The sequence below is a fragment of the Streptomyces sp. NPDC091376 genome, from assembly GCF_044757085.1.
Lineage (GTDB): Bacteria > Actinomycetota > Actinomycetes > Streptomycetales > Streptomycetaceae > Streptomyces > Streptomyces pratisoli.
The window spans coordinates 12,532-38,157 of record NZ_JBIVUF010000016.1 but is presented as its reverse complement, the minus strand read 5'-3'; the positions used below and the strand labels follow the sequence as shown (position 1 = coordinate 38,157).

Sequence of the window (25,626 nt, the reverse complement as noted above, 5' to 3'; positions counted from 1 at the left end):
CGGACAGCCTCCAGATGGCGCTCGACGGGCCGGGACGGGCCGCCCCCGAGGCGGCCCGCGGCGTGGCCGCGGAGAGGAATCGGCGAGGAGAGCGAAGTCATGCCGGCACCTCCAGGTCGTTGTCGGCCCAGGCGGTGGACCTCGCGGGGTCGAAGGGGCAGCCCCGGCCGCTGATGTGCTGCTCGTACTCGTCACGGAAGTACTTCAGCGAGGAGAAGATCGGCGCGGCGGCACCGTCACCGAGGGCGCAGAACGACTTGCCGTTGATGTTGTCGGCGATGTCGTTCAGCTTGTCGAGGTCCTCCATGGCGCCCTTGCCGTCCTCGATGTCGTGCAGCAACTGGACGAGCCAGTACGTGCCTTCGCGGCAGGGCGTGCACTTTCCGCAGGACTCGTGGGCATAGAACTCGGTCCACCTGGTCACCGCGCGCACCACGCACGTCGTCTCGTCGAAGCACTGCAGCGCCTTGGTGCCGAGCATCGATCCGGCGGCGCCCACACCCTCGTAGTCCAGCGGGACGTCGAGGTGTTCGTCGGTGAACATCGGGGTCGAGGAGCCGCCCGGGGTCCAGAACTTCAGCCGGTGGCCCGGGCGCATGCCGCCGCTCATGTCGAGCAGCTGGCGCAGGGTGATCCCGAGCGGGCCCTCGTACTGCCCGGGCCGCGCGACATGGCCGCTCAGCGAGTACAGCGTGAAGCCGGGGGACTTCTCGCTGCCCATCGAACGGAACCAGTCCTTGCCCCGGTTGAGGATCGCGGGAACGGACGCGATGGACTCGACGTTGTTCACCACAGTGGGGCACGCGTACAGACCGGCGACCGCGGGGAAGGGGGGACGCAGCCGGGGCTGGCCGCGCCGGCCTTCCAGGGAGTCCAGCAGCGCGGTCTCCTCACCGCAGATGTACGCGCCCGCACCCGCGTGCACGGTGAGTTCGAGGTCGAGTCCGCTGCCCAGGATGTCCTTGCCGAGGTAGCCGGCCTCGTACGCCTCGCGCACGGCCTCCTGCAGCCTGCGCAGTACGGGGACGACCTCGCCGCGCAGATAGATGAAGGCATGGTTCGACCGGATCGCGTAGCAGGCGATCACGATCCCCTCGATGAGGGAATGCGGGTTGGCGAAGAGGAGCGGGATGTCCTTGCAGGTCCCGGGCTCCGACTCGTCGGCGTTGACAACGAGATAGTGGGGCTTGCCGTCGCCCTGCGGAATGAACTGCCACTTCATTCCGGTGGGGAAGCCGGCGCCGCCGCGGCCGCGAAGGCCGGAGTCCTTGACGTAGGCGATGAGGTCGTCCGGGGCCATCGCGAGGGCCTTGCGCAGCCCCTCGTAGCCCTCGTGGCTCCGATAGGTGGCCAGCGTCCAGGACTCGGGCTGGTCCCAGAAGGCGGACAGGACGGGCGCGAGCAGTTTCTCGGGGCTCGTCCCGCCGCCGGCCTCCGGCCCGTACTCGGTGGACACGGTCATCACTCCCCCTCCTCGGAAACCGGGCCCGCGGGGTGCGCGGGGTCGGACTCGGACGTGTGCTGCGGGGCGTCGTGGGAGCTGAGGTGCTCGGCCGCCGACCCGCCCTGCGGGGCGGCGCCGCGCGGGTGGACCACGCGTGGCTGGGGCGACTCGCCCTTGGCCAGCCGCAGGCCGACCAGGGAGGCGGGGCCCGCTCCGCCGGTGGCCTCGACGGCGCCGGGGCGCTCGTCGGGGAAGCCGGCCAGGATGCGGGACGTCTCCTTGAAGGTGCACAGCGGGGCACCGCGGGTGGGTTCGACGGTCGCTCCCGCCCGCAGGTCGTCGACGAGCCTGCGTGCCGACTCGGGAGTCTGGTTGTCGAAGAACTCCCAGTTGACCATCACGACGGGCGCGAAGTCGCAGGCCGCGTTGCACTCGATGTGCTCAAGGGTGACCTTGCCGTCCTCGGTGGTCCCGCCGTTGCCGACGCCGAGGTGCTCCTTGAGTTCGTCGAAGATCGCGTCGCCGCCCATCACCGCGCAGAGGGTGTTGGTGCAGACACCGACCTGGTAGTCACCGGACGGCTTGCGGCGGTACATGGAGTAGAAGGTGGCGACCGCGGTGACCTCCGCCGTCGTCAGATCCAGCATGTCCGCGCAGAACCGCATGCCGGTGCGGGTGACATAGCCCTCCTCCGACTGCACGAGGTGGAGCAGCGGCAGCAGCGCGGACCGGCTGTCCGGGTAGCGGTCGATGATCTGCCGGGCGTCCGTCTCCAGCCTCGTGCGCACCTCCGCCGGGTATTGCGGGGCGGGGAGCTGTGGCATCCCGAGCGATACGTCTGTCACCGGTCGACGCCTCCCATCACGGGGTCGATGGACGCCACGGCCACGATGACGTCGGCGACCATGCCGCCCTCGCACATCGCCGCCATGGACTGCAGATTGGTGAAGGACGGGTCGCGGAAGTGGACCCGGTAGGGGCGGGTGCCGCCGTCGGAGACGACATGGACGCCGAGTTCGCCCTTGGGCGACTCGACAGCCGCGTACGCCTGGCCGGCGGGGACCCGGAAGCCCTCGGTCACCAGCTTGAAGTGGTGGATCAGGGCCTCCATGGAGGTGCCCATGATCTTCTTGATGTGGTCGAGGGAGTTGCCGAGGCCGTCCGGGCCGAGCGCGAGCTGCGCGGGCCAGGCGATCTTCTTGTCCTCGACCATCACCGGGCCGGGGCTGAGCCGGTCCAGGCACTGCTCGACGATCCGCAGCGACTGCCGCATCTCCTCAAGACGGATGAGGAAGCGGCCGTAGGAGTCGCAGCTGTCAGCGGTCGGGACGTCGAAGTCGTACGTCTCGTAGCCGCAGTACGGATCGGTCTTGCGCAGGTCGTGCGGGAGGCCGGTGGAGCGCAGGATCGGTCCGGTCGCGCCGAGGGCCATGCAGCCCGCCAGGTCGAGGTAGCCGATGTCCTGCATCCGGGCCTTGAAGATCGGGTTCCCGGTGGCGAGCTTGTCGTACTCGGGAAGGTTCTTCTTCATCTTCTTCACGAACTCGCGGATCTGGTCCACGGCGCCCGGCGGCAGGTCCTGGGCGAGCCCGCCGGGCCGGATGTACGCGTGGTTCATCCGCAGGCCGGTGATGAGCTCGTAGATGTCGAGAATCAGTTCACGATCACGGAATCCGTAGATCATGATCGTGGTTGCGCCGAGCTCCATACCGCCCGTGGCGATGCACACCAGGTGGGAGGAGAGCCGGTTCAGCTCCATGAGGAGCACGCGGATGACCGTCGCCCGGTCGGGGATCTGGTCCTCGATGCCGAGCAGCTTCTCCACCGCGAGGCAGTACGCCGTCTCGTTGAAGAACGGCGTGAGGTAGTCCATGCGCGTGACGAAGGTGGTGCCCTGCGTCCATGTCCGGTACTCGAGGTTCTTCTCGATGCCGGTGTGGAGGTAGCCGATACCGCAGCGGGCCTCGGTGACGGTCTCGCCGTCGATCTCCAGGATCAGCCGGAGCACGCCGTGGGTGGACGGGTGCTGCGGACCCATGTTGACGACGATGCGCTCGTCGTCGGCCTTGGCCGCGGACCGGGCGACCTCGTCCCAGTCGCCGCCGGTGACTGTATATACAGTCCCCTCGGTCGTCTCACGTGCGGATGCGGACGGTGTTGTCACGAGTACGACCTCCGCTGGTCCGGAGCCGGGATCTGGGCGCCCTTGTACTCGACGGGGATGCCGCCGAGGGGATAGTCCTTGCGCTGCGGGAAGCCCTGCCAGTCGTCCGGCATCATGATCCGGGTGAGGGCGGGGTGGCCGTCGAAGATCAGGCCGAAGAAGTCGTAGGCCTCGCGCTCGTGCCAGTCGTTGGTCGGATAGACCTCGACGAGGGACGGGATGTGCGGGTCCGTGTCCGGGGCGCTGACCTCCAGGCGGATCAGCCGGCCGTGGGTGAGCGAGCGCAGGTGGTAGACGGCGTGCAGCTCGCGGCCCTTGTCTCCGGGGTAGTGGACGCCGCTCACCCCCGTGCAGAGCTCGAAGCGCAGCGCCGGGTCGTCTCGCAGGGTCCTGGCGACGCGGACGAGGTGCTCGCGGGTGATGTGGAAGGTGAGCTCGTCACGGTCGACGACGGTCTTCTCGATCGCGTTCCCGGGGACGAGGTCCTGTTCCTCCAGGGCGCCTTCGAGCTCGTCGGCGACCTCGTCGAACCAGCCGCCGTAGGGGCGCGTGGCCGGGCCGGGCAGCCGTACGGAGCGGACGAGCCCGCCGTAGCCGGAGGTGTCGCCGCCGTTGGCGGCGCCGAACATGCCTCGCTGGACCCGGATCTCCTCGCCGTGCTCACCGCGCTGCCCCGGCAGGTTCTGCTCGCTGAGTTCCTTCTCGGGGTTCGGCTGGTCCTCGCGTGCGTCGCTCATCGCAGCAGCCCCTTCATCTCGATCGTCGGGAGCGCCTTGAGAGCCGCTTCCTCCGCCTCGCGGGCCGCTTCCTCCGCGTTCACACCGAGCTTGGAGCTCTGGATCTTCTGGTGGAGCTTGAGGATCGCGTCCATCAGCATCTCCGGCCGCGGAGGGCAGCCCGGCAAATAGATGTCAACGGGAACAATGTGGTCAACACCCTGCACAATCGCGTAATTGTTGAACATACCGCCCGAAGATGCGCAAACCCCCATGGAGATCACCCACTTGGGGTTGGGCATCTGGTCGTAGACCTGCCGCAGGACGGGCGCCATCTTCTGGCTCACCCGCCCGGCCACGATCATCAGGTCGGCCTGCCGTGGCGAGCCGCGGAAGACCTCCATGCCGAAGCGGGCCAGGTCGTAGCGGCCGGCGCCGGTCGTCATCATCTCGATGGCGCAGCAGGCCAGACCGAAGGTGGCGGGGAAGACGGACGCCTTGCGCACCCAGCCCGCGGCCTGTTCGACGGTGGTCAGCAGAAAGCCGCTCGGCAGTTTCTCTTCGAGTCCCATTGGTGTGCTCCTCAGCCCCTCAGTAGCCCTTCAGTCCCATTCCAGGCCGCCGCGCCGCCAGACGTAGGCGTAGGCGACGAAGACGGTGAGCACGAAGAGCAGCATCTCCACGAGCCCGAAGATCCCCAGGGCGTCGAAGGTGACGGCCCAGGGATAGAGGAAGACGATCTCGATATCGAAGATGATGAAGAGCATCGCCGTCAGGTAGTACTTGATGGGGAAGCGGCCCCCTCCGGCCGGCGTCGGCGTCGGCTCGATACCGCACTCATAGGCCTCGAGCTTCGCGCGGTTGTAGCGCTTCGGACCGATAAGCGTGGCCATGACCACGGAGAAGATCGCGAAGCCTGCCCCTAGGGCGCCGAGCACGAGGATGGGCGTATAGGCATTCACGCTCCTCGCTCCTTCCAGTCGTCCTTGACCGTTGGACCGCACCGGGCCCCGCAACCCGCCCCACGAAGATCGCCTACATGTGAGGCAGTTCACAAGCCCGACTGCTCCGCATCCTATGCCTGCCGGTCTGTGATCTGCGACACGGGGTACGGCAACGACTTTGTGATCTCCACCACCTGACGAAGGATCATGAAGTCGGATGAGCGGTGATCTTCATACGGGAAGCGCACGAGCGATTACAAAAGGTGACCAACTCCATCGTTACCGCTGGTCAGGGGCGCGTGCGCCTACCAGCCGCCGGGCGTCCAGGCAAATTCGCGAGGGGCCGGACCGGGTGATAAAGGACGGCCGTCACCCGGGCGAGGGGATGCCTGGACGGGAGTGGACGCGTGCACACATTCACGAGCGCCCAGACCCACCTTCGAGCGTGATCACTCTGTGACCTGTACCACTCGGACGGGGGCCCGGAAAACCGGGGCTTGGCCATCGGTACGAGGGGGTGGTAGGTGGCGGGCAATCCGGACCTTTTTCTGAAAGCCCATGATCATGGCCCTGATCACGCATGCCCGTTTTGCCCGTTACGGCGTCAATAAGGGTCCCAGGGAAGCGGATTCGGCGCCTCCGGGCACAACTGTGGCGCAAAGCACGTTTCTTGAAGGGAACCGTGAAGCCCTGATAGCGGTTGTACTCATGTCCCACACCGCTCACATACGTAGCCACCGGAAGCCCCGCCCTCGCAGCGCCTCGACGCTCGCGCTGCGGGCCGGAGTTGCCGGTGGCGTCCTCAGCACCCTCGCGGTGGCCGGAAGCGCCGGGCCGGCGAACGCCGAGCCGGTGACCGAGACCATCGAGATGCCCGCGCTCACCTTCGACACCCCCGAGCTCGCGAGCGCGGTCGCCCTCTCCGCCGAGACGACCCAGCAGGCCGCCCTGGATCTGAATCTTCAGACCCAGGAGAACGCCGCCGCCGCGAAGGCCGCCAAGGCCGCGAAGAAGGCCAAGGACGAGGCCGACCGCAAGGCCGAGGCCGTGAAGAAGGCCGAGGAGGCCGCCCGCGCCGAGGCCCAGGCGCGCTCCTCGCGCTCCTCCGAGCGCACCACGCTCTCCGCCTCCGGCTCCTCCCAGGGCGTCTCCCAGGCGACCGGGTCCGCCGCGACCGTCATCGCCTTCCTCAAGGCACAGCTCGGCGACGCCTACGTCATGGGCGCCACCGGCCCCAACTCGTGGGACTGCTCCAGCCTCGTCCAGGCCGCCTTCCGCCAGGTGGGGATCGACCTCCCGCGGGTCTCCCAGGACCAGTCGCTGGCCGGCACCCCGGTCTCCCTCGACAACATCCAGGTCGGCGACATCCTGTACTGGGGCGGCGCCGGCTCGGCGTACCACACCGGCGTCTACATCGGCGACGGCCAGTACCTCGACGCCGCCAACCCCAGCAAGGGCGTCGTCATCCAGGACCTGTCGGGCTACCCCGCGAGCGGTGCGGTCCGCGTCCTCTGAGCGCATCCCGGCGAAGGCCACCGCTCCCCTCCGGGGCGGTGGCCTTTCCCGTGCGCCCTTCCGGTCCTCCCCGCCTCGTCACCCCAGGTCGAAGGTGTTCGGCAGACCGAGGCGGAAGCGCGCCTCGTCCACCCGCTTGAGCGGCTCCAGCTCCGGCGGGCGGTACAGCTCCCACACCGTGCAGCGCGGGGCGTCCGAGCCGTCCCGGTCGAGGAGGGCGTTGACGGCCCGCCGCGCGGACTCGTTGGCGCCCTCCATCGTCGCCAGGTCCACGTCCGTGCGTACGTAGTCGCCCGCGAGGAAGAGGTTCGGGACGGCGGTACGGGCGGTGGGGCGCAGATGCCAGGTGCCGGTCGGATGGATGAACAGCGGCTCGCGGTTCTGCGGATCGGGGCCACCGAGCCCACTGACCGCCGGGTCCATGAACCACGCCACCCGGTCGGCGTCCTCGATGAGCGTCCGCCCCGCGTCGTTCACCCCGTCCTTCAGCTGCGCCCAGCACTCCTCGACGATCTCCTCGCGCGTGCAGGCGCGGGCCGGCTTGCCGTACAGGATCCCGGGGCGGTCCCACTCCGACACAATCGCCGACACGCAGTCGAGCGCGCTGCCGTCCCCGTAGTCGGCGGCGAAGTCGCGGCCGTCCCAGAACTGTGCCTGGCCGATGGCGGTCACCGACCATGGCGAGTCCAGGCAGTTGACGTGTCCGTGGACAAGAGGGACTTTTCGTCGCGTATAGAACATGATGCCCGTCATCCAGTCGGTGCGGAGCTCGTCGCAACGGGCCAGCTGCGGGTCGGCGGCGCGCAGGGCGGCACCCCAGGTGCGCCGGGCGTGCTCCACGGGCATCGCCTGGACGTAGTGGTCGGCCGTGACGGTGCGCGGACGCGCCCCGTCGGGGCCGGTGACACGTACGCCGGTGACCCGGCCGTCGGCGTACAGCACCTCCCGTACGTCGCTGGAGAACACGAACTGCACACCCAGCGTGGCGAGATGGGCACGCCAGGGGTCGATCCACGCCTCGGACGTGGGGGCGTTCAGCACCCGGTCGATGTCCGCGTCGTCACCGTCGAGGCCGCGGCCGAGCAGTCCCCACAGGATCAGCGCCTCGATGATCACGCGGCCGACCGTGCGGGTGGACGCCTCCTGGGCACGCGTCGCGACGAGATTGCGGGTCTGGCCGATGCCGAGCAGGATCCGGTACTCGTCGCTGAAGTCCCCCGCCCGGATGAAGTCCCACCACGACGTGGCTTCCCACTCGCTCTCGCGGCGGGCGTCGCAGCTGGTCAGATGGACGAGAAGTCGGTTGGCGAAGTACGCGGCCTCGTGCGCGGGCAGTTTCGTCGCGGTGTCGAGCGCGGCCGTCACCTCGTCGCGGATCCATGTCGTCGTGAGATCGCCGAGGCGCGGCGGGGTCGTCAGGCGCCGTAGCGGGAAGTGCAGGTCCGGCCGGCCCGCCTCGCGGGCGAAGAGTTCCTCGGTGGCGTTGCGCAGATTGCCGCGCACACCACCGGGGTTGCCGGGGAAGGGGATGCGGCGCATCGTGTCCGGCAGGTTCCGGTAGAAGCCGGGAAAGAAACGGAAGCCGTGCTCCGCCGGGAGCGGTTTGCGGCCGCCGCCGCCGGTGCCGGGTACGTCCATGGAGCGGGCCTTGCCGCCGAGCACGTCGTGGTACTCGTACACGGTCACGGCATAGCCGCGCTCGGCGAGTTCATGGGCCGCACTGAGCCCGGACACTCCGCCGCCGAGGACGGCGACGGTACGGCCGGCGGCCGAGGGCGTCGCCGCCGCCCGGGAGGTCGTCGCGAGGGCGGCAGCACCGAGGGCGCCACCGGTGGCCGCCAGGAAGCGCCTCCGCGTCCGGCCGACGGCGGTCGGTACGCCCGTCGTCGGTACGCCCTCCGTCGGCCCACCTGCGGTCTGTCCGTCGGCGGTCCGTCCGTCGGCGGTCCGTCCGTCGGCGGTCTGTCCACTGTCCGTCATGGTCACCGCAGGCTAGGGACGCCTGCGGCCTCCCGGAAGCGCCGCGGAGGGGCGCCCACAGCATCCTCACACTGCGTTCGCCCCGCGCTCACGGTGCGTGTCAGGCCTTCGGAGCCACCTTGCTCAGCCCGTTGATGATGCGGTCCATCGCGTCGCCGCCCGACGGGTCCGTCAGGTTCGCGAGCATCTTCAGCGTGAACTTCATCAGCACCGGGTGCGTCAGGCCGCGCTGTGTCGCGATCTTCATGACCCTCGGGTTGCCGATGAGCTTCACGAAGGCGCGGCCCAGTGTGTAGTAGCCGCCGTAGGTGTCCTTGAGGACCTTCGGGTAGTTGTGGAGAGCCAGTTCGCGCTGAGCGGGGGTGGCCCGGGCGTGTGCCTGGACGATGACGTCCGCGGCGATCTGGCCGGACTCCATGGCGTACGCGATGCCTTCGCCGTTGAAGGGGTTGACCAGGCCGCCCGCGTCGCCGACCAGCAGCAGGCCCTTGGTGTAGTGCGGCTGCCGGTTGAAGGCCATGGGGAGCGCGGCTCCGCGGATCGGGCCCGTCATGTTGTCGGGTACGTAACCCCAGTCTTCCGGCATCGAGGCGCACCAGGCCTTGAGGACCTCGCGCCAGTCCAGCTCCTTGAAGGAGGCGGAGGTGTTGAGGACGCCGAGGCCGACGTTGGAGGTGCCGTCGCCCATGCCGAAGATCCAGCCGTAGCCGGGCAGCAGCCGGTCCTCGCCGGGGCCGCGCCGGTCCCACAGCTCCAGCCAGGACTCCAGGTAGTCGTCGTCGTGCCGGGGGCTGGTGAAGTACGTACGGACCGCGACACCCATCGGGCGGTCCTCGCGGCGGTGCAGGCCCATCGCGAGGGAGATCCGGGAGGAGTTGCCGTCGGCGGCGACGACGAGCGGGGCGTGGAAGGTGACCGGGGTCTTCTCCTCGCCGAGCTTGGCCTCGACGCCCGTGATGCGTCCCGTGCGGTCGTCGATCAGCGGCGCGCCCACGTTGCAGCGCTCGTACAGCCGCGCACCGGCCTTCTGCGCCTGCCGCGCCAGCTGCTCGTCGAAGTCGTCACGCTTGCGGACGAGACCGTAGTCCGGGTAGCTGGCGAGGTCCGGCCAGTCCAACTGGAGCCGTACGCCACCGCCGATGATCCGCAGGCCCTTGTTGCGGAGCCAGCCGGCCTCTTCGGAGATGTCGATGCCCATCGCGACGAGCTGCTTGGTGGCGCGGGGCGTGAGCCCGTCGCCGCAGACCTTCTCGCGCGGGAACGCCGTCTTCTCCAGGAGCAGTACGTCGAGGCCGGCCTTGGCCAGGTAGTACGCCGTCGTCGAACCGGCCGGGCCTGCCCCGACGACGATCACATCTGCGCTGTGCTCGGAGGGGGTCGTCTCGGTCACGGCGGGTTCTCCCGAAGACTCGAATTCGCGTGCCGGGCGGCACAGGTCATGTGCAGTCTATGGGGGCGTACTGATCGGCAAACGAAGGGCTCCCTCGCGATGACCTCTGCGTCTCTCCCCGTCGTACGGCTCCGCGTCCCCACCGAGGAGGACGCCTACTCCTGGCATCGCGTCTTCGACGACCCGGACGTCATGGAGTTCCACGGCGGCAGGTCCGCCGAGGTGTCCGTCTACGAGGAGTTCACCGCGCGGCAGCGCCGCCATGACGCGGAGCGGGGCTTCTGCCTGTGGACGCTGCTCGACGAGGCGGGTGAGGTGATCGGCTTCACCGGCGCGCAGCCGTGGCCTCACGAGTCCTTCGGCCCGGTCGGCGAGATCGAGATCGGCTGGCGGCTGGCACGCGCGTCCTGGGGACGCGGGTACGTGACGACCGCCGCCCGGATCACGCTGGAGAGGCTGCGGGCGGCCGGTGTCCCGTCGGTGGTCGCGATGGTCGACTGCCGCAACGAGCGGTCGATCGCCGTGACGCGACGGCTGGGCATGGAGGCGGCGGAGACGTTCGGCGTCCCGGGCACCGAGCGCAAAGCCTATTGCTTCCGGCTGGAGTTGTAGCCCGCTCCCGGCGCGCGGGTGCGGTGCGGTGCCACGCTGTCGGGTGCCGCACCGGGCCCGCGCTGCACGTGCGGCACGCGCGGCACGCCCAGTGCCGCGGGACCAGTGCGGCGTACCTCGTGCCGAATGGCAAGTGCGGCGTACCTCGTGCCGCGTGACCGGCGCTAGAAGACGGACAGCCCCGTCAGCGTCGTGAACCGGTCCAGCGCCGCCACGCCCGCCACCGAGTTGCCCTGCCTGTCCAGTCCCGGGCTCCACACGCCCAGCGTGCAGCGGCCCGGCACGACCGCGACGATGCCACCGCCGACCCCGCTCTTGCCCGGCAGCCCGACCCGGTAGGCGAACTCCCCCGCCGCGTCGTACGTGCCGCAGGTGAGCATCACCGCGTTGATCTGCTTGGCCTCGCTGCGGGTCAGCAGCCTGCTGCCGTCCGCGCGCAGCCCATGGCGGGCCAGGAAGAGGGCCGCACGGGCCAGATCGGCACAGTTCATCTCGATCGAGCACTGCCAGAAGTAGTGGTCGAGCAGCGCGGGGACGGGATTGGCGATGTGGCCGTACGAGGCCATGAAGTGCGCCAGCGCGGCGTTGCGGTCGCCGTGCGCCGACTCGGATTCGGCGACCTCCGGATCGAAGGCCAGCTCCGGATTGCCGCTCTCCTGCCGCAGGAACTCGAGCAGTTCGCTGCTCGCGTCGCCGGTCAGGGTCTGCAGCCGGTCGGTGACGACGAGCGCGCCCGCGTTGATGAACGGATTGCGCGGGACGCCGTTCTCGTACTCCAGTTGCACCAGGGAGTTGAACGGATTGCCGGAGGGCTCCCTGCCCACGTGCTCCCAGAGGCTGTCACCGCCCAGGGACAGTGCGAGGGCCAGGGCGAAGACCTTGGTGACGGACTGGGTGGAGAAGGCCCGCTCCCAGTCGCCCACCCCGTGCACGGTGCCGTCGAGACCGGCGATGGCCATGCCGAAGCGGCCCGGGTCGACCGCGGCGAGGGCGGGGATGTACTCGGCGGGCGTGCCGGTGCCGAGGAGCGGCTCGACGTCCCGTGCGATCTGCTCCAGGAGCGCCTGGTGGTCCATGGTGCTCGGCCCGGGACTACTGGGGCTTGGTGCCGCGGTGCAGTGCGACGATCCCGCCGCTCAGGTTCCGCCAGGCCACCTTCGACCAGCCTGCCTTCTGCAGCAGCCCGGCGAGTTCCGCCTGTTCGGGCCACGACTGGATGGACTCGGCGAGGTAGACGTACGCGTCCGGGTTGGACGAGACCGCGCGGGCCACCGGCGGCAGCGCCCGCATCAGGTACTCCTCGTACACGGTCCGGAACGGCGCCCACGTCGGATGCGAGAACTCGCAGATCACGACGCGCCCGCCGGGCCTCGTCACCCGGTTCAGCTCACGCAGCGCGCCTTCCGTGTCCTGGACGTTGCGCAGCCCGAAGGAGATCGTCACGGCGTCGAAGGCATCGTCCCGGAACGGGAGCCTCGTCGCGTCGCCGGCGGTCAGCGGCAGCCATGGGTGCCGCTTCTTGCCCTCGCGCAGCATGCCGAGCGAGAAGTCGCAGGGCACGACGTAGGCACCGGTACGGGTGAAGGGCAGGGACGACGTGCCGGTGCCGGCGGCGAGATCGAGGATCTTCTCGGCGGGACGCGCGCCGACCGCCTTGGCGACCTCCTTGCGCCAGCGCCGGTCCTGGCCGAGCGAGAGCACATCGTTGGTGAGGTCGTAGTTCGCCGCGACATCGTCGAACATCGAGGCGACTTCGTGCGGCTGCTTGTCCAGGGAAGCGCGGGTCACTGGCGTTCGGCCTCGCAGTATCGGGTGCGGACAGTACCCGCCCATTGTCTCAGGCACACCCCTGGCGCCCCTGCGGGGGCGTGCCGACGCGCTCGCGCGCGGTACGGGTACGGGTACGCGCCACGGGCACGGGCACGCGTACGGGTACGGGTACGCGCCACGGGCACGGGCACGCGTACGGGCACAGGCACGCGTACGGGCACGAGCACGCCGGTGACCCGACCGCCTACCGCCGCCGGTACACCAGTCGGCCGGCGAGGACGGTCGCGACGCAGGTGCCGGCGCCATGGGTGGCGAGCGTGGCGTACGTGTCGCCGCCCGAGGAAGCCGGGACGTCGAAGACGGCGAAGTCCGCGTCGGCGCCCTCCGGTCCCAGCGGCACCAGGAACGCCTCCGCCGGCGGCCGTCCGGCGAACGGGTCGAGGGACGGCGTCCCTCCGGGCTCCGTGAAGCGTTCCTCCATGTGCAGTCCCGCCCGGGTCACCGCGTCCACGACCGTGCCGCGCCACAGGTCCCCCGCGACGGCGACCGTGCCGTGCGCCAGCATCCGCTGGGCTCCGCGCCGGGCGCTCGCGCCCCAGCGGGCGTCCGTCATCCCCAGGGCGGACAGCGCCTCGCCGGTGAGTGGCTCGGTGCCGAGGTCGTCCGCCTCACGGGGGTCGGGGTGGTAGGCCCGCTCCAGCAGTTCGGGGCCGTACGGGTTGCACAGGCCGGGCGTCAGGACACCGGGCCAGCGGCGCACCCGGGCGACAGGGTGGGCGGCGGCGAGCTGCTCGTACGGGCCGACGGCCGCGATCTCCCGGCCCCGGACGGCGACCGCGCCGCCCGGCACGGGCTCGCGCCCGCCCCCGGGCAGCAGCAGATCCGCGACGTGGATCGTCAGCACGGGACGTCAGTTGGCGTTGAGCAGCTTCAGCTCGGGATGCGCCGTGCCGCCCGCGATGGCCGTCGACGAGATGTGCGAGGCGACGCGGTCGTCGGCGGGGTCGTTCGCCGGGTCGTCGTGGACGACGATGTGCTCGTACGTCGTCGTGCGCTGCGCCGGCACCCGGTCCGCCTTCCGGATCAGGTCGATGATCTCCTGCCGGTTGGACCGGTGCTTCGCGCCGGCCGAGGAGACGACGTTCTCCTCCAGCATGATCGAGCCGAGGTCGTCCGCGCCGTGGTGCAGCGACAGCTGGCCGACCTCCTTGCCCGTCGTCAGCCACGAGCCCTGGATGTGGGCGACGTTGTCGAAGAAGAGCCGGGCGACCGCGATCATCCGCAGGTACTCGAAGATCGTCGCCTGGGTCCGGCCCTTGAGGTGGTTGTTCTCGGGCTGGTACGTGTACGGGATGAAGGCCCGGAAGCCGCCCGTCCGGTCCTGTACGTCACGGATCATCCGCAGATGCTCGATGCGCTCGGCGTTGGTCTCGCCCGTACCCATCAGCATCGTCGACGTCGACTCGACCCCGAGTCCGTGGGCGATCTCCATGATCTCCAGCCAGCGCTCGCCGGACTCCTTCAGCGGGGCGATCGCCTTGCGCGGTCGCGCCGGGAGCAGTTCGGCGCCGGCGCCTGCGAAGGAGTCGAGGCCGGCGGCGTGGATGCGCTGGACGGCCTCCTCCACCGACACCTTGGAGATCCGGGCCATGTGCTCGACCTCGGAGGCGCCGAGGGAGTGGATGACGAGCTGCGGGAAGTCCTTCTTGATGGCCGCGAAATGCTTCTCGTAGTACTCGACGCCGTAGTCCGGGTGGTGGCCGCCCTGGAACATGATCTGGGTGCCGCCCAGCTTCACCGTCTCCGCGCAGCGCCGCAGGATGTCGTCGAGGTCACGGGTCCAGCCCTTGGCGGTGTCCTTGGGCGGAGCGTAGAAGGCGCAGAACTTGCAGGCCGTGACGCAGACGTTGGTGTAGTTGATGTTGCGCTCGATGATGTACGTCGCGATGTGCTCCGTGCCGGCGTAACGGCGGCGGCGTACGGCGTCGGCGGCGCTGCCCAGCGCGTGCAGGGGTGCGGACCGGTAGAGGTCGAGCGCTTCCTCGGGGGTGATCCGTCCGCCCTCGGCGGCACGGTCCAGGACGGACTGAAGGTCGGCCTTCTGGGTCACCGGGGTGTCACCTTTCGGTGGTGGATCAGGGCATTACCGGACCGGGCCAGCCTACGCCAGCCGCCCTGGCCGGCCCTGCGGTCCCCCCGGCCGAAGCCCGGTGGAAGTCCGACGGAGGCTGGGTGGAGGCCGGGTGGAGGCCGGGTGGAGCGGTGTCAGCGCTTCCTCGCCAGATCGCCCGCCGGGTTCCCGGCCCGGGCGTCGGCGGAGACGTACCGAAGCCCACCGTCGCCGAGCACGAGCCGCAGACCGGTGGTGCTCTCCGTGCACATGCCCTGGCTGCGCGGCCCGCGCTTCGCGTCCACGACGAGGGTCCGCTCGTCGACGCGGGTGGCGGTGAGGAGGTCCTCGCAGATGAAGTTGCCGAGGATGTCGGTCTGTTCGGCCTTGCCGACCTGCTGGCCGGTGCGGCCGGCCTCGATGGTGACCTTCATGGTCCCGGCGGGGAGCCCCGCGGCGGTGATGGCGCCCTCCCAGGTGCCGACGAACGCCTTCGGCACCTCCTTCGCCGCAACCGTCGCCCCGTCCCCCGGGTTGCCGGGCGTCGCCGAGGAACTGGACGGCGGCTCCGCGGCCGTGTCGTTGGGGTCGCCGCCGCCGGGGAAGAGGTCGAAGAGGACTCCCGCGCCGACGGTCACGGCCGCCAGCGCGCCCGCCACGGCGAGGGCGACCGTGCAGCTCATCTTGCGGCCGCCGTCCCCGGCGGCCCGTTGCGAGCCGGCGGTCACGGAGACCGAGAAGCGGCCGTCGGCCGGCCGCGACGGCGGCACGGCGTCGGCGACGCCCGTGCCCGGCGGCGGCGACCACGGCGAGGACGGCATCGATGAGGCCGCCATCGGAGAGGACGGCATCGGAGAGGACGGCATCGAAGAGGGCCCGCCCGGCAGTTCTCCCGACGGTTCGACCGGCGGGCCGAAGACCCCGACCGCCGGGCTGCTGAACGGTACGGGCCCCGAACCGGACGGATCGTGCCGTGCCGGTTCCAGGTCGAGCAGCCGCACCGCCGCCCGGCTGACCTGCTCCACCAGCGCTCCCGGCAGCCAGCCCGCCGCCACCAGCGCGTCCGCGCCGCCGGGCGCGAGCCACTGGGCGATCTCGGCGGGAGCGGGCCGCGCGGCCGGGTCCTTGCCCAGGCAGGCGGCGACCACATCGCGCAGTTCCCCGGCCAGCGGGCCCAGTTGGGGTTCCTCGTGGACCACCTTGTAGAGCAGGGCCGCCGAGGAGTCCCCGGGGAAGGGCGCGGTGCCCGTCGCGGCGTACGCGAGGACCGCGCCGAGCGAGAAGACGTCGGCGGCGCCGGTGACGCCCTGGCCGAGGATCTGCTCGGGCGCCATGTAGCCGGGCGAGCCCACGGACACACCGGTCGTGGTGAGCGAGGCGGTGCCGTCGACCGCCCGGGCGATGCCGAAGTCGATGAGGCGCGGGCCGTCGAGCGCGAGCAGCACGTTCGAGGGTTTGACGTCCCGGTGGACCAGGTCCAGCGCGTGCACGGCGGCGAGCGCCTCGGCGAGGCCCGCGCCCAGCGTCCGTACCGTGTGCTCCGGCAGCGCCCCGTGCTCCATGACCGCCTGGGACAGGGCGGGTCCGGCGACATAGCCGGTGGCCACCCAGGGGACCGGGGCGTCCGGGTCGGCGTCCAGGACCGGCGCGGTCCAGGCCCCGCCCACCCGCCTGGCCGCCTCGACCTCTCGCCGGAACCGCGCCCGGAACTGCTCGTCGAGCGCGAAGTGCGGATGGACGACCTTCACCGCGACCGTACGGCCGCCCTCGCTGCGGGCGAGATACACGCGGCCCATGCCGCCGGCGCCGAGCCTGCCCAGCAACCGGTAGGCGCCGATGGTTCGCGGTTCGCCGGCTTCCAGCGGCTGCATGCGCTTCTCCCCCAATGAACCGGTACGGCCGGACGGTCGAGTTCGCCCCTGCAGCAGCGTAGAGCTCCGCGTGCGACGGATCACGGGGATTGGGCCCGGCCCCGGGCCAACCGATCCGCGCCCGCCCGCATCTCCCTTGGCGTAAACCGCACACCGTGCCCGTAATCCGCGCGAGACATCACGAGTCACCACAGACACCTTCAAAGCACACCGAAAGCACCGGAAAAACGGAGTTCGCAATGAATCGCCTGCCCAAGGCCCTCATAGCCGCCGTCGCCCTCGGCTCTGTCGCGCTCGTCTCGGGCTGCTCGGACGAGGGCGAACCGGTCACCTTCGACGGTCCGTCCGCCGCGGCCCCCGCCGGCAAGGGCGGCGGCAAAGGCGGCGGCGGCACGGACGGCGAGGCCGCCGCCAAGACCCTGATGCCGACCGGCCCCAAGGCGGAGTTCACCACCCAGAACACCATCGACGACGGCACCAAGATCGGCGTGACCACGCTGCACGGCAAGAAGTCCGGCTTCACGGGCAAGGTATGGGTCTGGGCGCCCAAACAGTACTTCGACCCCAAGTACGCCGGCAGCGGCTTCCCGGTCCTCATCGCGCTCCCGGGCGGCAACGGCTACCCGAACAATTACTGGATGGGCACCGACCTGAAGCTGCAGAGCAGCATCAGCAAGTGGTCGGAGGAAGGAAAGAGCCTTCCGTTCATCGTCGTGATGCCCGTACTCAACCCGGACGACAAGTACTACTACGACGGCAGCGATATCCCGGGCCAAGCGAAAATGGGTACATGGATGACGGAGGACGTGCCCGATTTCGTGAAGGCCAATTTCCGTACGTTCAAATCCCGGGACGGCTGGGCCTTCATGGGATCGTCGTCCGGTGCCTTCGTCGGACTGAAGTCGGTACTGAAGCACCCCGACAGGTTCAAGGCGGTCATCGCCTCCGGACCCGACATCGTGCCGGACTCACCGCTGTGGGCCGGGCACACCACGGAGCAGGCCGCGAACGACCCGGAAAAGCTCGCCAAGGCGCTCGGCGCGAAGCCGGCCGGCCAGGATCGCGACGTCTATCTCGCGTTCCAGGCGGGCACCAAGGAGTCCGCGGTGCGGAAGGTGAAGGCCTTCATCCGGGATTACTCCAAGGGGCCGGTGAAGACCCGGCTGCAGCTGATCCAGGACGGCGAGCACAACGCGGCGACCTACGTGAAGGGCATGGAGGACGGCTCGATCCAGTGGATCAGCCAGCACATGCAGGCACCCGTCCCCACGTCGTGACGGCCTGACGTCGTGACGTCACGACGTCGTCCGCACTCCCCGGCGACGGGAGCTCAGACGCCAAGCAGCTCGACCCGTACGTCCGCGGGGAAACCGGTCGTCGCACCGGTCCTGCGCGCGAACTCGCGCACCCCGGCGAGCTGCTCGGCACCGAAGCGGAAGTCGAGCGTCGTGAAGTACCTCCGCAGCAGCTCCGCGTCGAACGCCTCCCAGCGCGCCGCCTGCTCGGCGACCTTCGTGACCTCCTCCAGAGAGACGTCACGCGAGGCCAGGAACGCCTCGTGGACCTTCCGTACGACGCGGGGCTCGCGCGCGAGATAGTCCTTGCGGGCCGCCCACACTGCGAAGACGAACGGCAGCCCGGTCCAGTCCTTCCACATCTGCCCCAGGTCATGGACGCGCAGGCCGAGCCTCGGCGCGTCGTGCAGCGAGGCGCGCAGCGCGGCGTCCCCGATCAGCACGGCCGCCTCCGCCTCCTGCATCATCACGCCGAGGTCGGGCGGGCAGGTGTAGTAGTCGGGCGTCACCTTGTACTGCTCGGCGAGCAGCAGCTGCGCCAGCCGCACCGAGGTGCGGGAGGTGGAGCCCAGGGCGACCCGCACGCCGTCGAGCTGCTCCAGCGGCAGCTGCGAAACGATCACGCACGACATGACCGGCCCGTCGCAGCCGACGGCGATGTCGGGGAAGGCGACGAGATCGTCCGCGTTGCGCAGGTATTCCACGAGGGTGATCGGCCCGATGTCGAGGTCACCGGCGACCAGCCGCTCGGAGAGCTTCTCCGGAGTGTCCTTCGTGAGCTCCAGATCCAGGAGCGTCCCGGTGCGGGCGAGGCCCCAGTAGAGGGGCAGGCAGTTCAGGAACTGGATGTGCCCGACGCGCGGCCGGCTGCGACGATCGGCGGCGGCGGCGGCGTTCTCGGCGTGTGCCGCGAGTCCCGCGGGGTCTGCGTGAGTGTCCACATCGTGAGGCTAGACCCGTGGGTACGCCTTCGAATGGGCGGGGCACGCCCGCCGGGAGCGTCAGCATGTCAAGCGTGCATCAAACATCCGGGTGAAGTGATCTTTCCCTCTACCGCTCGGAACAGCCTGCGTGCTACGCTCAGCGCAAGTTGCAGTTTGGTTTCCCTTGCAGTACAGAGCCTGCGGAGCATGTGACCCGCAGGCTTTTGTAGTTTTCAGACTTGTTTGCAGGTTCTGGAGCAGGGCAACCCTTTGGCCCAAGGAGGGCTTATGGCTACCGGAACCGTCAAGTGGTTCAACGCTGAAAAGGGCTTCGGCTTCATCGCCCAGGACGGCGGCGGCCCGGATGTCTTCGTCCACTACTCCGCGATCAACGCGTCTGGTTTCCGCTCGCTCGAGGAGAACCAGGTCGTGAACTTCGACGTCACCCAGGGCCCGAAGGGCCCGCAGGCGGAGAACGTCACCCCGGCCTAATGGCCCGGGTCGGCGAATCGCGCACGACTTAGCAGTACCAAGGAGCTCCGTTCCGTACTTTCTGTACGGAACGGAGCTCCTGCCCTTTTCCGACCCGGATCACCGGGCCCAGACCACCGGGACCGGCTCCGGGTCCCGGACGTGGGGCAAAGCCCGGGTCGTATCAGACGGCGGCCTAGAGATCCCGGTACATGATGCGCAGCCCCACCGGGCCCTGCTCCGGATGCCGGAACGCGCCCGGGACCGTCCCCAGAGTGCGAAAGCCCAGCGACTCCCACAGCTTCAGCGCCGGGTTCGTCTCCACGACCGCGTTGAAGACCATCCCCGTGTAGCCGTCCTGCCGCGCCCGGTCGAGGACGTGCTCGGCCAGCCGCCGGCCGATGCCGAGGCCCGTCCGGTCCGGGTCGACCATGAAGCCCGCGTTCGCGACGCCGGCGGCCGGACCTCCGTAGTTGGGCTTCACGTACGCCGTGGCGACGAGCGCACCGTCCTCGTCCTCGACGACGAACACGCGGTGGCCCGGCGCCATCCACAGCGCGCGGGCGGCGGACTCGGAGGTGTCCGGATCCCAGGCGTAGGTGTCCCCGGCGGACACGATCCGGTGCCAGATCGGCCAGATCCGGTCCCAGTCCTCCGCGGTCGCGTCTCTGATCAGCACGCTCCAAGTCTCGCAGAGGCCTCACCGCTGCTCGGGTGCGTCCGTACCCTGGAACGCATGACCGAGCGCAAGCCCCCGGGCGTCAGTTTCGAATCGTGGGTCGACAAGCAGATCAGTGACGCGAACGACCGCGGCGAGTTCACGGATCTGCCCGGCTTCGGGAAGCCGCTGCCCGACGACGGGGCGCCCTACGACGAGCTCTGGTGGATCAGGGGAAAGATGCACAAGGAGGGCATGGCCGTCCTGCCCCCGGCCCTCGCCCTGCGCAAGGAGGCCGAGGACGCCCTGGAGAAGGCGTACGGGGCGCCGTCGGAGACGGCGGTGCGCCGCATCATCGAGGAGATCAACGAGAAGATCACCCGCATGCTGCGCATGCCTCCCCCGGGTCCGCCGCTCGGACGCAAGCCGTACGACGTCGAGGAGATCCTGCGGGACTGGCGGCTCAGGCGCGCGTGACGCGGTGACGCGGTGGCGCGACAGCGGCGCAAGCTCCGGGGCCGCACCCGCTGCACCCGGTCGACCGGGGCGAGTCCCTGCTTCTCCCAGGCCGCGAGGGTGGCGAGGACCTGGGAGGCGAACGCCTCGTGGATCTCGACGAGGGCGCAGCCGCCGAAGCCCCGGCCGGTGCGCTCCGGCATGCGCGGTACGGCTCGCCGGCGCCGTCGACAGACCGTCGCCGCCGCCCATGTGGTCGACCGCGGCCGTCTCGTGCGCCGTGAGGTACGCGAGCACGTCGAGGCCGCGCTCCTCGGCCCACTCATCCCTGACCCTCGACCAGCTCCTGACCCCTGGGTAACCTTACTCGGGAGTAAGAATCGACGCAGCAGGCTGCGACCCAGCAGGGAGTCCGGACAACCATGGCCGACCGCTATCTGCGCTTCACCCACACCGCTCCCGGCCGTTTCCTGACCCGCCGGCTCGGTCTCCCGGCACCGGCAGCGCCGCGGCGCCGGACCTTCACCGAGACGGTGATGACCGCTGCGGTCCTCCTCCTCATCCGCGAGGCGGGCCGCCGCATGAACTCCCTGACCCAGGCCGGCCTCCCGCGGGACGTCGCGGAAACGACGTCCTGGCCGGCCCACCCGGCATCGGCCCCGGTGAACGGCCAAGTGGTGCGGGTCTGCGGCCAGTCGCTCCTGGGCGCCTGACATGGAGACCCGCACCCTGTCCTCGCCGCCCGCGCTGTGGCCCGCCCTCCTGCGCGGCGCGCTCGCCTCGCCGGTCAGGCGCCGCCGTCTACGGGACGACCCCGCGACCCCGGCGACACGGCTCGTGCTCGCGGAAGCCGTCGTCGTACCCGAACGCCTCACCGCGTACACACACGAGTGCGCCTTCCCCGCGACCGGCACGCTCCCGATCACGTACCCCCATGTCCTCGGATTCCCGCTCGCCATGCGCCTCATGGCGGACCGAACGTTCCCGCTCCCCGTCCTCGGACTCGTCCACACGCGCATCGCCATCACGCAGCACCACCGGCTACTGCCGACGGACCGCCCCGAGATCGCCGTGTACACGGCGGGAGCAGCCCCGCACCGGCGCGGCACGGAGGTCACGTTGGCCACCGAGGCCCGGCTCGGAGGTGAGCTCGTGTGGGAGTCCCGCAGCGCGTACCTGTCCCGGCATCCGAGGAGTACGGACGCACCCGGCGCGACGTCCGTGCCCAGGACACCCCTGCCGCCGACGGCCGTACAGGCGCGATGGCCGCTCGCCGCGGACCTCGGGCGTCGCTACGGCGCGGCGTCCGGGGACCGCAATCCCATCCACCTGTTCGCGGCGACCGCCCGCGCCTTCGGCTTCCCCCGCGCCATCGCCCACGGCATGTGGACGTTCGCCCGCTGCCTGGCCGAACAGCCGGATCCCGGTGGACCGCGCTACGCGGAAGCCGAGTTCAAGGCTCCCGTGCTGCTGCCGGGGACGGTCGAGTACGCCGTACGGGAGGACGCCGGCGTCTTCGAGGTGCGCGACCCGCGCGACGGCCGCGTCCACCTCACCGGGAGGACGGCGACCAGCGCTCCCCCCGCATGAGGCTCCCCAGGCCCTCCCACGCGAAGTTCATCAGCGTGGCCGCCGCCTCCTTCGCCGAGACGCCGGGGGTGTCGTTGGCCCACCCCGCCAGCGATTCCGCGGCCCCGACGAGCGCCTGCGCCAGCCCGGCCATGTCCCGGTCGGCAAGCTCCCCTTCACCGTGCGTCTCGCGCGCCGCCGCCCCGATCAGCCCGGTCACGAACGCCACGATCTCGTCCCGCATCACCGCGACCTCCGCGGCGAACGGCTCCCCGTGCGTCCGCGCCTGCCGGTGCAGCACCGCCCACGCGTCGGGGTGCTCGGCGGTGTGCCGGAAGAACGCCGCGAGCCCCTCCCACAGCTGCCGGTCCGCCGGCAGCCCCGGCGCCACGGCCGCCTGCACCGCGGCGACCAGCGCTTCCGACTCCCGCCGGATGCACGCCGTGAAGAGGTCCTCCTTGGAGTTCAGATACAGATAGACCAGCGGCTTCGACACCCCGGCCAGCTCGGCGATCTCGTCCATGGACGCCGCACGGTAGCCGCGCTGCCCGAACGTCTGCACCGCGGCGTCGAGCATCTGCCGCTCCCGCACGGCACGCGGCATCCGCTTGCCCCTACCGGCATCACCCACGTCTGACGCCCTCCCGGCCCCGGCCCGTCGTTCTACTGTTCGGTAAGACTAAGGCCCGCCACAGCGCGGAAACGCCGAAGGCCGGTCCCGCTCGCAGCGGGACCGGCCTTCGGACTTGCGCCAGGGCGCCTCAGGCGTTGGGGCGCTTGCCGTGGTTGGCCTTCTTGCCCTTGCGGGCCCTCCGCTTGTTCCCACGCTTCGACATGGTGCAGATCTCCTTATTTCAGGACTTTCTCCACGATCATGTCAGTCTAGGTGCGGGACCACGGCATCACCACGGCGACGACGCGCGGCCATCGGGGTCGAGGCCGCACCGCGACGCGCGACCACCACGACAAGCGCCCCGGATCGGGCGAGATCCGGGGCACTCTTGCCTGCGATGTCAGCAGCAGCGGTCACGCGGTGGCGGGGACGGCCACCTTCTGCCCGGCCGCCTGCCCGGCGTCACGCTCGTCGACGTCGTCGACCGGCGAGGCCGAGGCCGAGTTGTACACGTCGAGGTCCAGGATCTTCTCCCGGGCGGCGACGATCACCGGCACGAGGGCCTGGCCGGCGACGTTGGTGGCGGTCCGGACCATGTCCAGGATCGGGTCGATCGCCATCAGCAGGCCCACGCCCTCCAGCGGGAGGCCGAGGGTGGAGAGGGTCAGCGTCAGCATGACCGTCGCGCCGGTGAGGCCCGCGGTGGCCGCGGAGCCGACGACCGAGACGAAGGCGATCAGCAGGTAGTCCTGGATGCCGAGCTGTACGTCGAAGATCTGCGCGATGAAGATCGCGGCGAGCGCCGGGTAGATGGCGGCGCAGCCGTCCATCTTGGTCGTCGCGCCGAAGGGCACGGCGAAGGACGTGTACTCCTTCGGGACGCCGAGGCGCTCGGTGACCTTCTGGGTGACCGGCATCGTGCCGACGGAGGAGCGGGAGACGAAGGCCAGCTGGATGGCCGGCCAGGCACCCTTGTAGAACTGCACCGGGTTGACCTTGGCGACGGTCGCGAGCAGCAGCGGGTACACGCCGAAGAGGACCAGCGCGCAGCCGATGTAGACGTCGGCGGTGAAGGTCGCGTACTTGCCGATGAGGTCCCAGCCGTAGTCGGCGATGGCGTAGCCGATGAGGCCGACGGTGCCGAGCGGGGCGAGGCGGATGACCCACCACAGGGCCTTCTGGAGCAGCTCGAGGACGGACTCGCTGAGGGCGAGGATCGGCTTGGCGCGGTCGCCGAGCTTGAGCGCCGCGATACCGGCGACGGCGGCCATGAAGACGATCTGAAGGACGTTCAGCTCGGTGAAGGGAGTGATGACGTCCGTCGGGACGACGCCGGTGAGGAAGTCGATCCAGGAGCCGGCGTGCTCGGGCTTGGCGCCGTCCTTGCGGGTGAGGCCGGTGCCGGCACCAGGGTTGGTGAGCAGACCGATCACGAGGCCGATCGCGACGGCGATCAGGGAGGTGATCATGAACCAGAGCAGGGTGCGGGTGGCCAGCCGCGCGGCGTTGTTGACCTTCCGCAGGTTGGTGATCGACACCAGGATGGCGAAGAAGACGAGCGGCGCGACGGCCAGCTTCAGCAGCTGGACGAAGATGTCGCCGACCTGCTCCAGCGTCTTGTAGAGCCAGTTGATGTCCTGGCTGCGGGCGAGCCAGCCGAGGAGGACACCGACGACGAGGCCGGTGACGATCTGGGCCCAGAACGGGACCTTGGGTATGCGGCTACTGGTACGGGTGGGCGTCGCGGAGTTCGCGGACACGGACATCTCCGGAAGGCGTGTCGGAAGGTAAGGGGGGAGGGGGGCGGCGCCCGTTCACTCGGGAAGCCGCTGTATGACGCCGGGTTCAGACCGAGCGGCGACAGACCGCGGACATACAGCGGCACAGGTCGACATGCAGGCGCGCCACGAGCGGGGGGCTCATGGCTGTTCCGGGGCGCACTGCTGTCGTCATGGCGCACACGTTAACACTTGAACTTTGGGAACCTCAAAGCTGAGCTTTGAGTCGGGATCACGCCATGGCCCGCCCGGAAAACGACGCCGCCCCGGCGTGGGAGCGGGTGCTCCCGGCCGGGGCGGGCGGTTGTGCGCCGCCGAGATGTTCCGACGTGCGCTGACGCGTGTGATGAAGCTTACGTTCCGCTTACTGGGCGTCGGCCTGCTGGACGTCCTCGCGGGTGCGGTTCTCCTCCAGGCGGGACTTGGCCCGGTCGACCCTCGCGGCGATCTGCTCGGCCATCGCCTCGCGCTGCTTGCGCAGCACGATGAGGCTGAGCGGCGCCGAGATCAGGATGGAGAGGACCAGGACCCACAGCAGGTTGGAGTCGCCGAGGCCCCTGGGCAGTACGCGCAGGTACACCAGCCCCCACAGGACGAAGAAGCAGCCGGCGAAGATGCCGATCCGCATGAGGGTGTACCGGAGCGTGGCGCTCGTCTTGCTGTCGGACACGACGGCCCCTTTCCTTCACTGAGTTGCCCACCCAGTGAAGCACGTCCCGAGTGTGCTCTTTTAGGGGGCTCCGCCCCCGGAGATCACGTCGGAGATCACGTCGGAGTTCACTTCGGAGATCAGGTCGGGGATCGCCTCGTGGACCGGCGAGGTCAGAGGAGCGGGAGCAGCATCGTGATGTCGTCGCGATAGTCCCCGTCGGCGACCCTGATCGCCTCGGGCACCCGCCCGACCTCCTTGTAGCCGCAGGACTCGTAGAACCGCTCCAGTCCCGCACCACCGCGGCAGGTCAGCCGTATCGCCGTGACACCGCCCATCCCGCGGGCAGCGTCGGCGGCCGCGGCGAGCAGGTCGCGGCCGTATCCCTTGCCCTGGTGCCGTGGATGCACCATGACCGTGTAGAGCCAGATCCAGTGCCGCATCAGCCGGTGCGTGTTGTGCGTGAGGAACACGGCGGCCGCGACCTCGCCGTCCGTGTCCCGCCCGACGAGCAGCCGCGCCCGCCCCTCGGCCATCGCGACCAGGTGACGCACCAGCTCGGGCCGCACTTCGTCCGCACTCACCGGTGGGACGAAGCCGACGGACCCGTTCGCGTTGGTCACATCCGTCCAGAGCCCGAGGATCCCGTCACGCAGGACGGGATCGACGGGCGGATCGAGCGTGAAGTCGAGAGCCAT

27 protein-coding genes and 2 pseudogenes are annotated in these 25,626 nt (G+C 70.1%); 7 read left to right on the top strand and 22 right to left on the bottom strand.

Features of this window, described 5'->3' with window-relative positions; translation table 11 throughout:
• Window positions 1-97 precede the first annotated feature (97 nt).
• Genes nuoF through ACIQMR_RS28975 form a run of 6 tightly spaced genes read right to left on the bottom strand, consistent with a single transcriptional unit; the run spans window position 98 to window position 5,286 of the window.
• Window positions 98-1,462 (bottom strand): NADH-quinone oxidoreductase subunit NuoF, encoded by a 1,365-nt coding sequence (gene nuoF / locus ACIQMR_RS29000; protein ID WP_401393341.1) that lies wholly within the window; start codon window positions 1,460-1,462, stop codon window positions 98-100.
• Window positions 1,462-2,268, bottom strand: a complete 807-nt coding sequence (nuoE, locus tag ACIQMR_RS28995) for an NADH-quinone oxidoreductase subunit NuoE (RefSeq protein WP_401393668.1) — start codon at window positions 2,266-2,268, stop codon at window positions 1,462-1,464. The genes nuoF and nuoE overlap by 1 nt, the downstream gene beginning before the upstream one ends.
• A 17-nt stretch (window positions 2,269-2,285) precedes the next feature.
• Window positions 2,286-3,608 (bottom strand): NADH-quinone oxidoreductase subunit D, encoded by a 1,323-nt coding sequence (locus ACIQMR_RS28990; RefSeq protein WP_401393338.1) that lies wholly within the window; start codon window positions 3,606-3,608, stop codon window positions 2,286-2,288.
• Window positions 3,605-4,345: an NADH-quinone oxidoreductase subunit C gene (locus tag ACIQMR_RS28985; RefSeq protein ID WP_401393335.1), complete on the bottom strand. Its 741-nt coding sequence runs from the start codon at window positions 4,343-4,345 to the stop codon at window positions 3,605-3,607. Before ACIQMR_RS28985 ends, ACIQMR_RS28990 begins: the two co-directional genes overlap by 4 nt.
• A complete protein-coding gene (locus ACIQMR_RS28980; RefSeq protein WP_007383964.1) occupies window positions 4,342-4,896 on the bottom strand; it encodes an NADH-quinone oxidoreductase subunit B family protein in 555 nt (184 codons plus the stop codon). Before ACIQMR_RS28980 ends, ACIQMR_RS28985 begins: the two co-directional genes overlap by 4 nt.
• A gap of 30 nt (window positions 4,897-4,926) precedes the next feature.
• Window positions 4,927-5,286, bottom strand: coding sequence for an NADH-quinone oxidoreductase subunit A (locus ACIQMR_RS28975; RefSeq protein WP_266381359.1), 360 nt, complete (start codon window positions 5,284-5,286; stop codon window positions 4,927-4,929).
• Between the two features lie 690 nt (window positions 5,287-5,976).
• Here ACIQMR_RS28975 and ACIQMR_RS28970 point away from each other — a divergent pair.
• Window positions 5,977-6,783, top strand: coding sequence for a C40 family peptidase (locus ACIQMR_RS28970; RefSeq protein ID WP_401393332.1), 807 nt, complete (start codon window positions 5,977-5,979; stop codon window positions 6,781-6,783).
• 78 nt (window positions 6,784-6,861) lie between these two features.
• Here the strand turns inward: ACIQMR_RS28970 and ACIQMR_RS28965 are convergent, their stop codons facing one another.
• Together ACIQMR_RS28965 and ACIQMR_RS28960 are read right to left on the bottom strand one after the other, a co-directional pair.
• Window positions 6,862-8,763: an FAD-dependent oxidoreductase gene (locus ACIQMR_RS28965; protein ID WP_401393329.1), complete on the bottom strand. Its 1,902-nt coding sequence runs from the start codon at window positions 8,761-8,763 to the stop codon at window positions 6,862-6,864.
• 100 nt (window positions 8,764-8,863) lie between these two features.
• Window positions 8,864-10,153, bottom strand: coding sequence for a geranylgeranyl reductase family protein (locus tag ACIQMR_RS28960; protein ID WP_401393327.1), 1,290 nt, complete (start codon window positions 10,151-10,153; stop codon window positions 8,864-8,866).
• Between the two features lie 99 nt (window positions 10,154-10,252).
• Between ACIQMR_RS28960 and ACIQMR_RS28955 the strand changes: the two genes are divergently transcribed.
• Window positions 10,253-10,765: a GNAT family N-acetyltransferase gene (locus tag ACIQMR_RS28955; protein WP_401393324.1), complete on the top strand. Its 513-nt coding sequence runs from the start codon at window positions 10,253-10,255 to the stop codon at window positions 10,763-10,765.
• 164 nt (window positions 10,766-10,929) lie between these two features.
• On the opposite strand, the gene ACIQMR_RS28950 is transcribed toward ACIQMR_RS28955, so the two are convergent.
• From ACIQMR_RS28950 to ACIQMR_RS28930, 5 genes are all read right to left on the bottom strand, one after another.
• A complete protein-coding gene (locus ACIQMR_RS28950; RefSeq protein WP_401393321.1) occupies window positions 10,930-11,841 on the bottom strand; it encodes a glutaminase in 912 nt (303 codons plus the stop codon).
• A gap of 16 nt (window positions 11,842-11,857) precedes the next feature.
• Window positions 11,858-12,553: a demethylmenaquinone methyltransferase gene (locus tag ACIQMR_RS28945; RefSeq protein ID WP_401393319.1), complete on the bottom strand. Its 696-nt coding sequence runs from the start codon at window positions 12,551-12,553 to the stop codon at window positions 11,858-11,860.
• Between the two features lie 226 nt (window positions 12,554-12,779).
• Complete coding sequence (locus ACIQMR_RS28940; protein ID WP_401393316.1) at window positions 12,780-13,439, bottom strand: imidazolonepropionase-like domain-containing protein; 660 nt, start codon at window positions 13,437-13,439, stop codon at window positions 12,780-12,782.
• Between the two features lie 6 nt (window positions 13,440-13,445).
• Entirely contained in the window at window positions 13,446-14,645 is a 1,200-nt protein-coding gene (gene mqnC, locus ACIQMR_RS28935) for a cyclic dehypoxanthinyl futalosine synthase (RefSeq protein ID WP_401393313.1), read from the bottom strand.
• Window positions 14,646-14,800: 155 nt separating this feature from the next.
• Window positions 14,801-16,516, bottom strand: coding sequence for a serine/threonine-protein kinase (locus ACIQMR_RS28930; RefSeq protein WP_401393310.1), 1,716 nt, complete (start codon window positions 16,514-16,516; stop codon window positions 14,801-14,803).
• A gap of 239 nt (window positions 16,517-16,755) precedes the next feature.
• Between ACIQMR_RS28930 and ACIQMR_RS28925 the strand changes: the two genes are divergently transcribed.
• A complete protein-coding gene (locus ACIQMR_RS28925) occupies window positions 16,756-17,793 on the top strand; it encodes an alpha/beta hydrolase (RefSeq protein WP_401393307.1) in 1,038 nt (345 codons plus the stop codon).
• A gap of 53 nt (window positions 17,794-17,846) precedes the next feature.
• Here ACIQMR_RS28925 and ACIQMR_RS28920 read toward each other — a convergent pair whose 3' ends face one another.
• Complete coding sequence (locus ACIQMR_RS28920; RefSeq protein ID WP_401393304.1) at window positions 17,847-18,752, bottom strand: menaquinone biosynthetic enzyme MqnA/MqnD family protein; 906 nt, start codon at window positions 18,750-18,752, stop codon at window positions 17,847-17,849.
• Window positions 18,753-19,022: 270 nt separating this feature from the next.
• Here ACIQMR_RS28920 and ACIQMR_RS28915 point away from each other — a divergent pair, with 270 nt between their 5' ends.
• Window positions 19,023-19,226: a cold-shock protein gene (locus ACIQMR_RS28915; RefSeq protein ID WP_003967102.1), complete on the top strand. Its 204-nt coding sequence runs from the start codon at window positions 19,023-19,025 to the stop codon at window positions 19,224-19,226.
• Between the two features lie 175 nt (window positions 19,227-19,401).
• On the opposite strand, the gene ACIQMR_RS28910 is transcribed toward ACIQMR_RS28915, so the two are convergent.
• Entirely contained in the window at window positions 19,402-19,884 is a 483-nt protein-coding gene (locus ACIQMR_RS28910; protein ID WP_401393301.1) for a GNAT family N-acetyltransferase, read from the bottom strand.
• A gap of 57 nt (window positions 19,885-19,941) precedes the next feature.
• Here ACIQMR_RS28910 and ACIQMR_RS28905 point away from each other — a divergent pair, with 57 nt between their 5' ends.
• The gene (locus ACIQMR_RS28905; RefSeq protein ID WP_401393298.1) at window positions 19,942-20,340 is read left to right on the top strand and encodes a DUF1992 domain-containing protein; all 399 of its coding nucleotides are present in this window, start codon (window positions 19,942-19,944) and stop codon (window positions 20,338-20,340) included.
• 52 nt (window positions 20,341-20,392) lie between these two features.
• Here the strand turns inward: ACIQMR_RS28905 and ACIQMR_RS28900 are convergent.
• Window positions 20,393-20,646 (bottom strand): annotated as a pseudogene (locus ACIQMR_RS28900) (acetyl-CoA C-acyltransferase); the annotation flags it as partial.
• Between the two features lie 194 nt (window positions 20,647-20,840).
• On the opposite strand from ACIQMR_RS28900, the pseudogene ACIQMR_RS28895 reads away from it, so the two are divergent.
• Together ACIQMR_RS28895 and ACIQMR_RS28890 are read left to right on the top strand one after the other, a co-directional pair.
• A pseudogene (locus tag ACIQMR_RS28895) lies at window positions 20,841-21,032 on the top strand (short chain dehydrogenase); the annotation flags it as partial.
• 1 nt (window position 21,033) lies between these two features.
• Window positions 21,034-21,909, top strand: coding sequence for a MaoC family dehydratase (locus ACIQMR_RS28890; RefSeq protein WP_401393296.1), 876 nt, complete (start codon window positions 21,034-21,036; stop codon window positions 21,907-21,909).
• Here the strand turns inward: ACIQMR_RS28890 and ACIQMR_RS28885 are convergent.
• From ACIQMR_RS28885 to ACIQMR_RS28860, 6 genes are all read right to left on the bottom strand, one after another.
• Window positions 21,872-22,492: a TetR/AcrR family transcriptional regulator gene (locus tag ACIQMR_RS28885; RefSeq protein WP_401393293.1), complete on the bottom strand. Its 621-nt coding sequence runs from the start codon at window positions 22,490-22,492 to the stop codon at window positions 21,872-21,874. The genes ACIQMR_RS28890 and ACIQMR_RS28885 overlap by 38 nt on opposite strands.
• Window positions 22,493-22,649: 157 nt before the next feature.
• Entirely contained in the window at window positions 22,650-22,724 is a 75-nt protein-coding gene (locus tag ACIQMR_RS28880) for a 50S ribosomal protein bL37 (protein WP_099048249.1), read from the bottom strand.
• A 190-nt stretch (window positions 22,725-22,914) separates the two neighbouring features.
• Complete coding sequence (locus ACIQMR_RS28875) at window positions 22,915-24,261, bottom strand: dicarboxylate/amino acid:cation symporter (RefSeq protein WP_401393290.1); 1,347 nt, start codon at window positions 24,259-24,261, stop codon at window positions 22,915-22,917.
• Between the two features lie 85 nt (window positions 24,262-24,346).
• On the bottom strand, window positions 24,347-24,424 hold the full coding sequence (locus tag ACIQMR_RS28870) for a putative leader peptide (protein ID WP_323137333.1): 78 nt from the start codon (window positions 24,422-24,424) through the stop codon (window positions 24,347-24,349).
• Between the two features lie 219 nt (window positions 24,425-24,643).
• A complete protein-coding gene (locus ACIQMR_RS28865; RefSeq protein ID WP_401393287.1) occupies window positions 24,644-24,949 on the bottom strand; it encodes a DUF4229 domain-containing protein in 306 nt (101 codons plus the stop codon).
• Between the two features lie 152 nt (window positions 24,950-25,101).
• Entirely contained in the window at window positions 25,102-25,626 is a 525-nt protein-coding gene (locus ACIQMR_RS28860; RefSeq protein ID WP_401393284.1) for a GNAT family N-acetyltransferase, read from the bottom strand.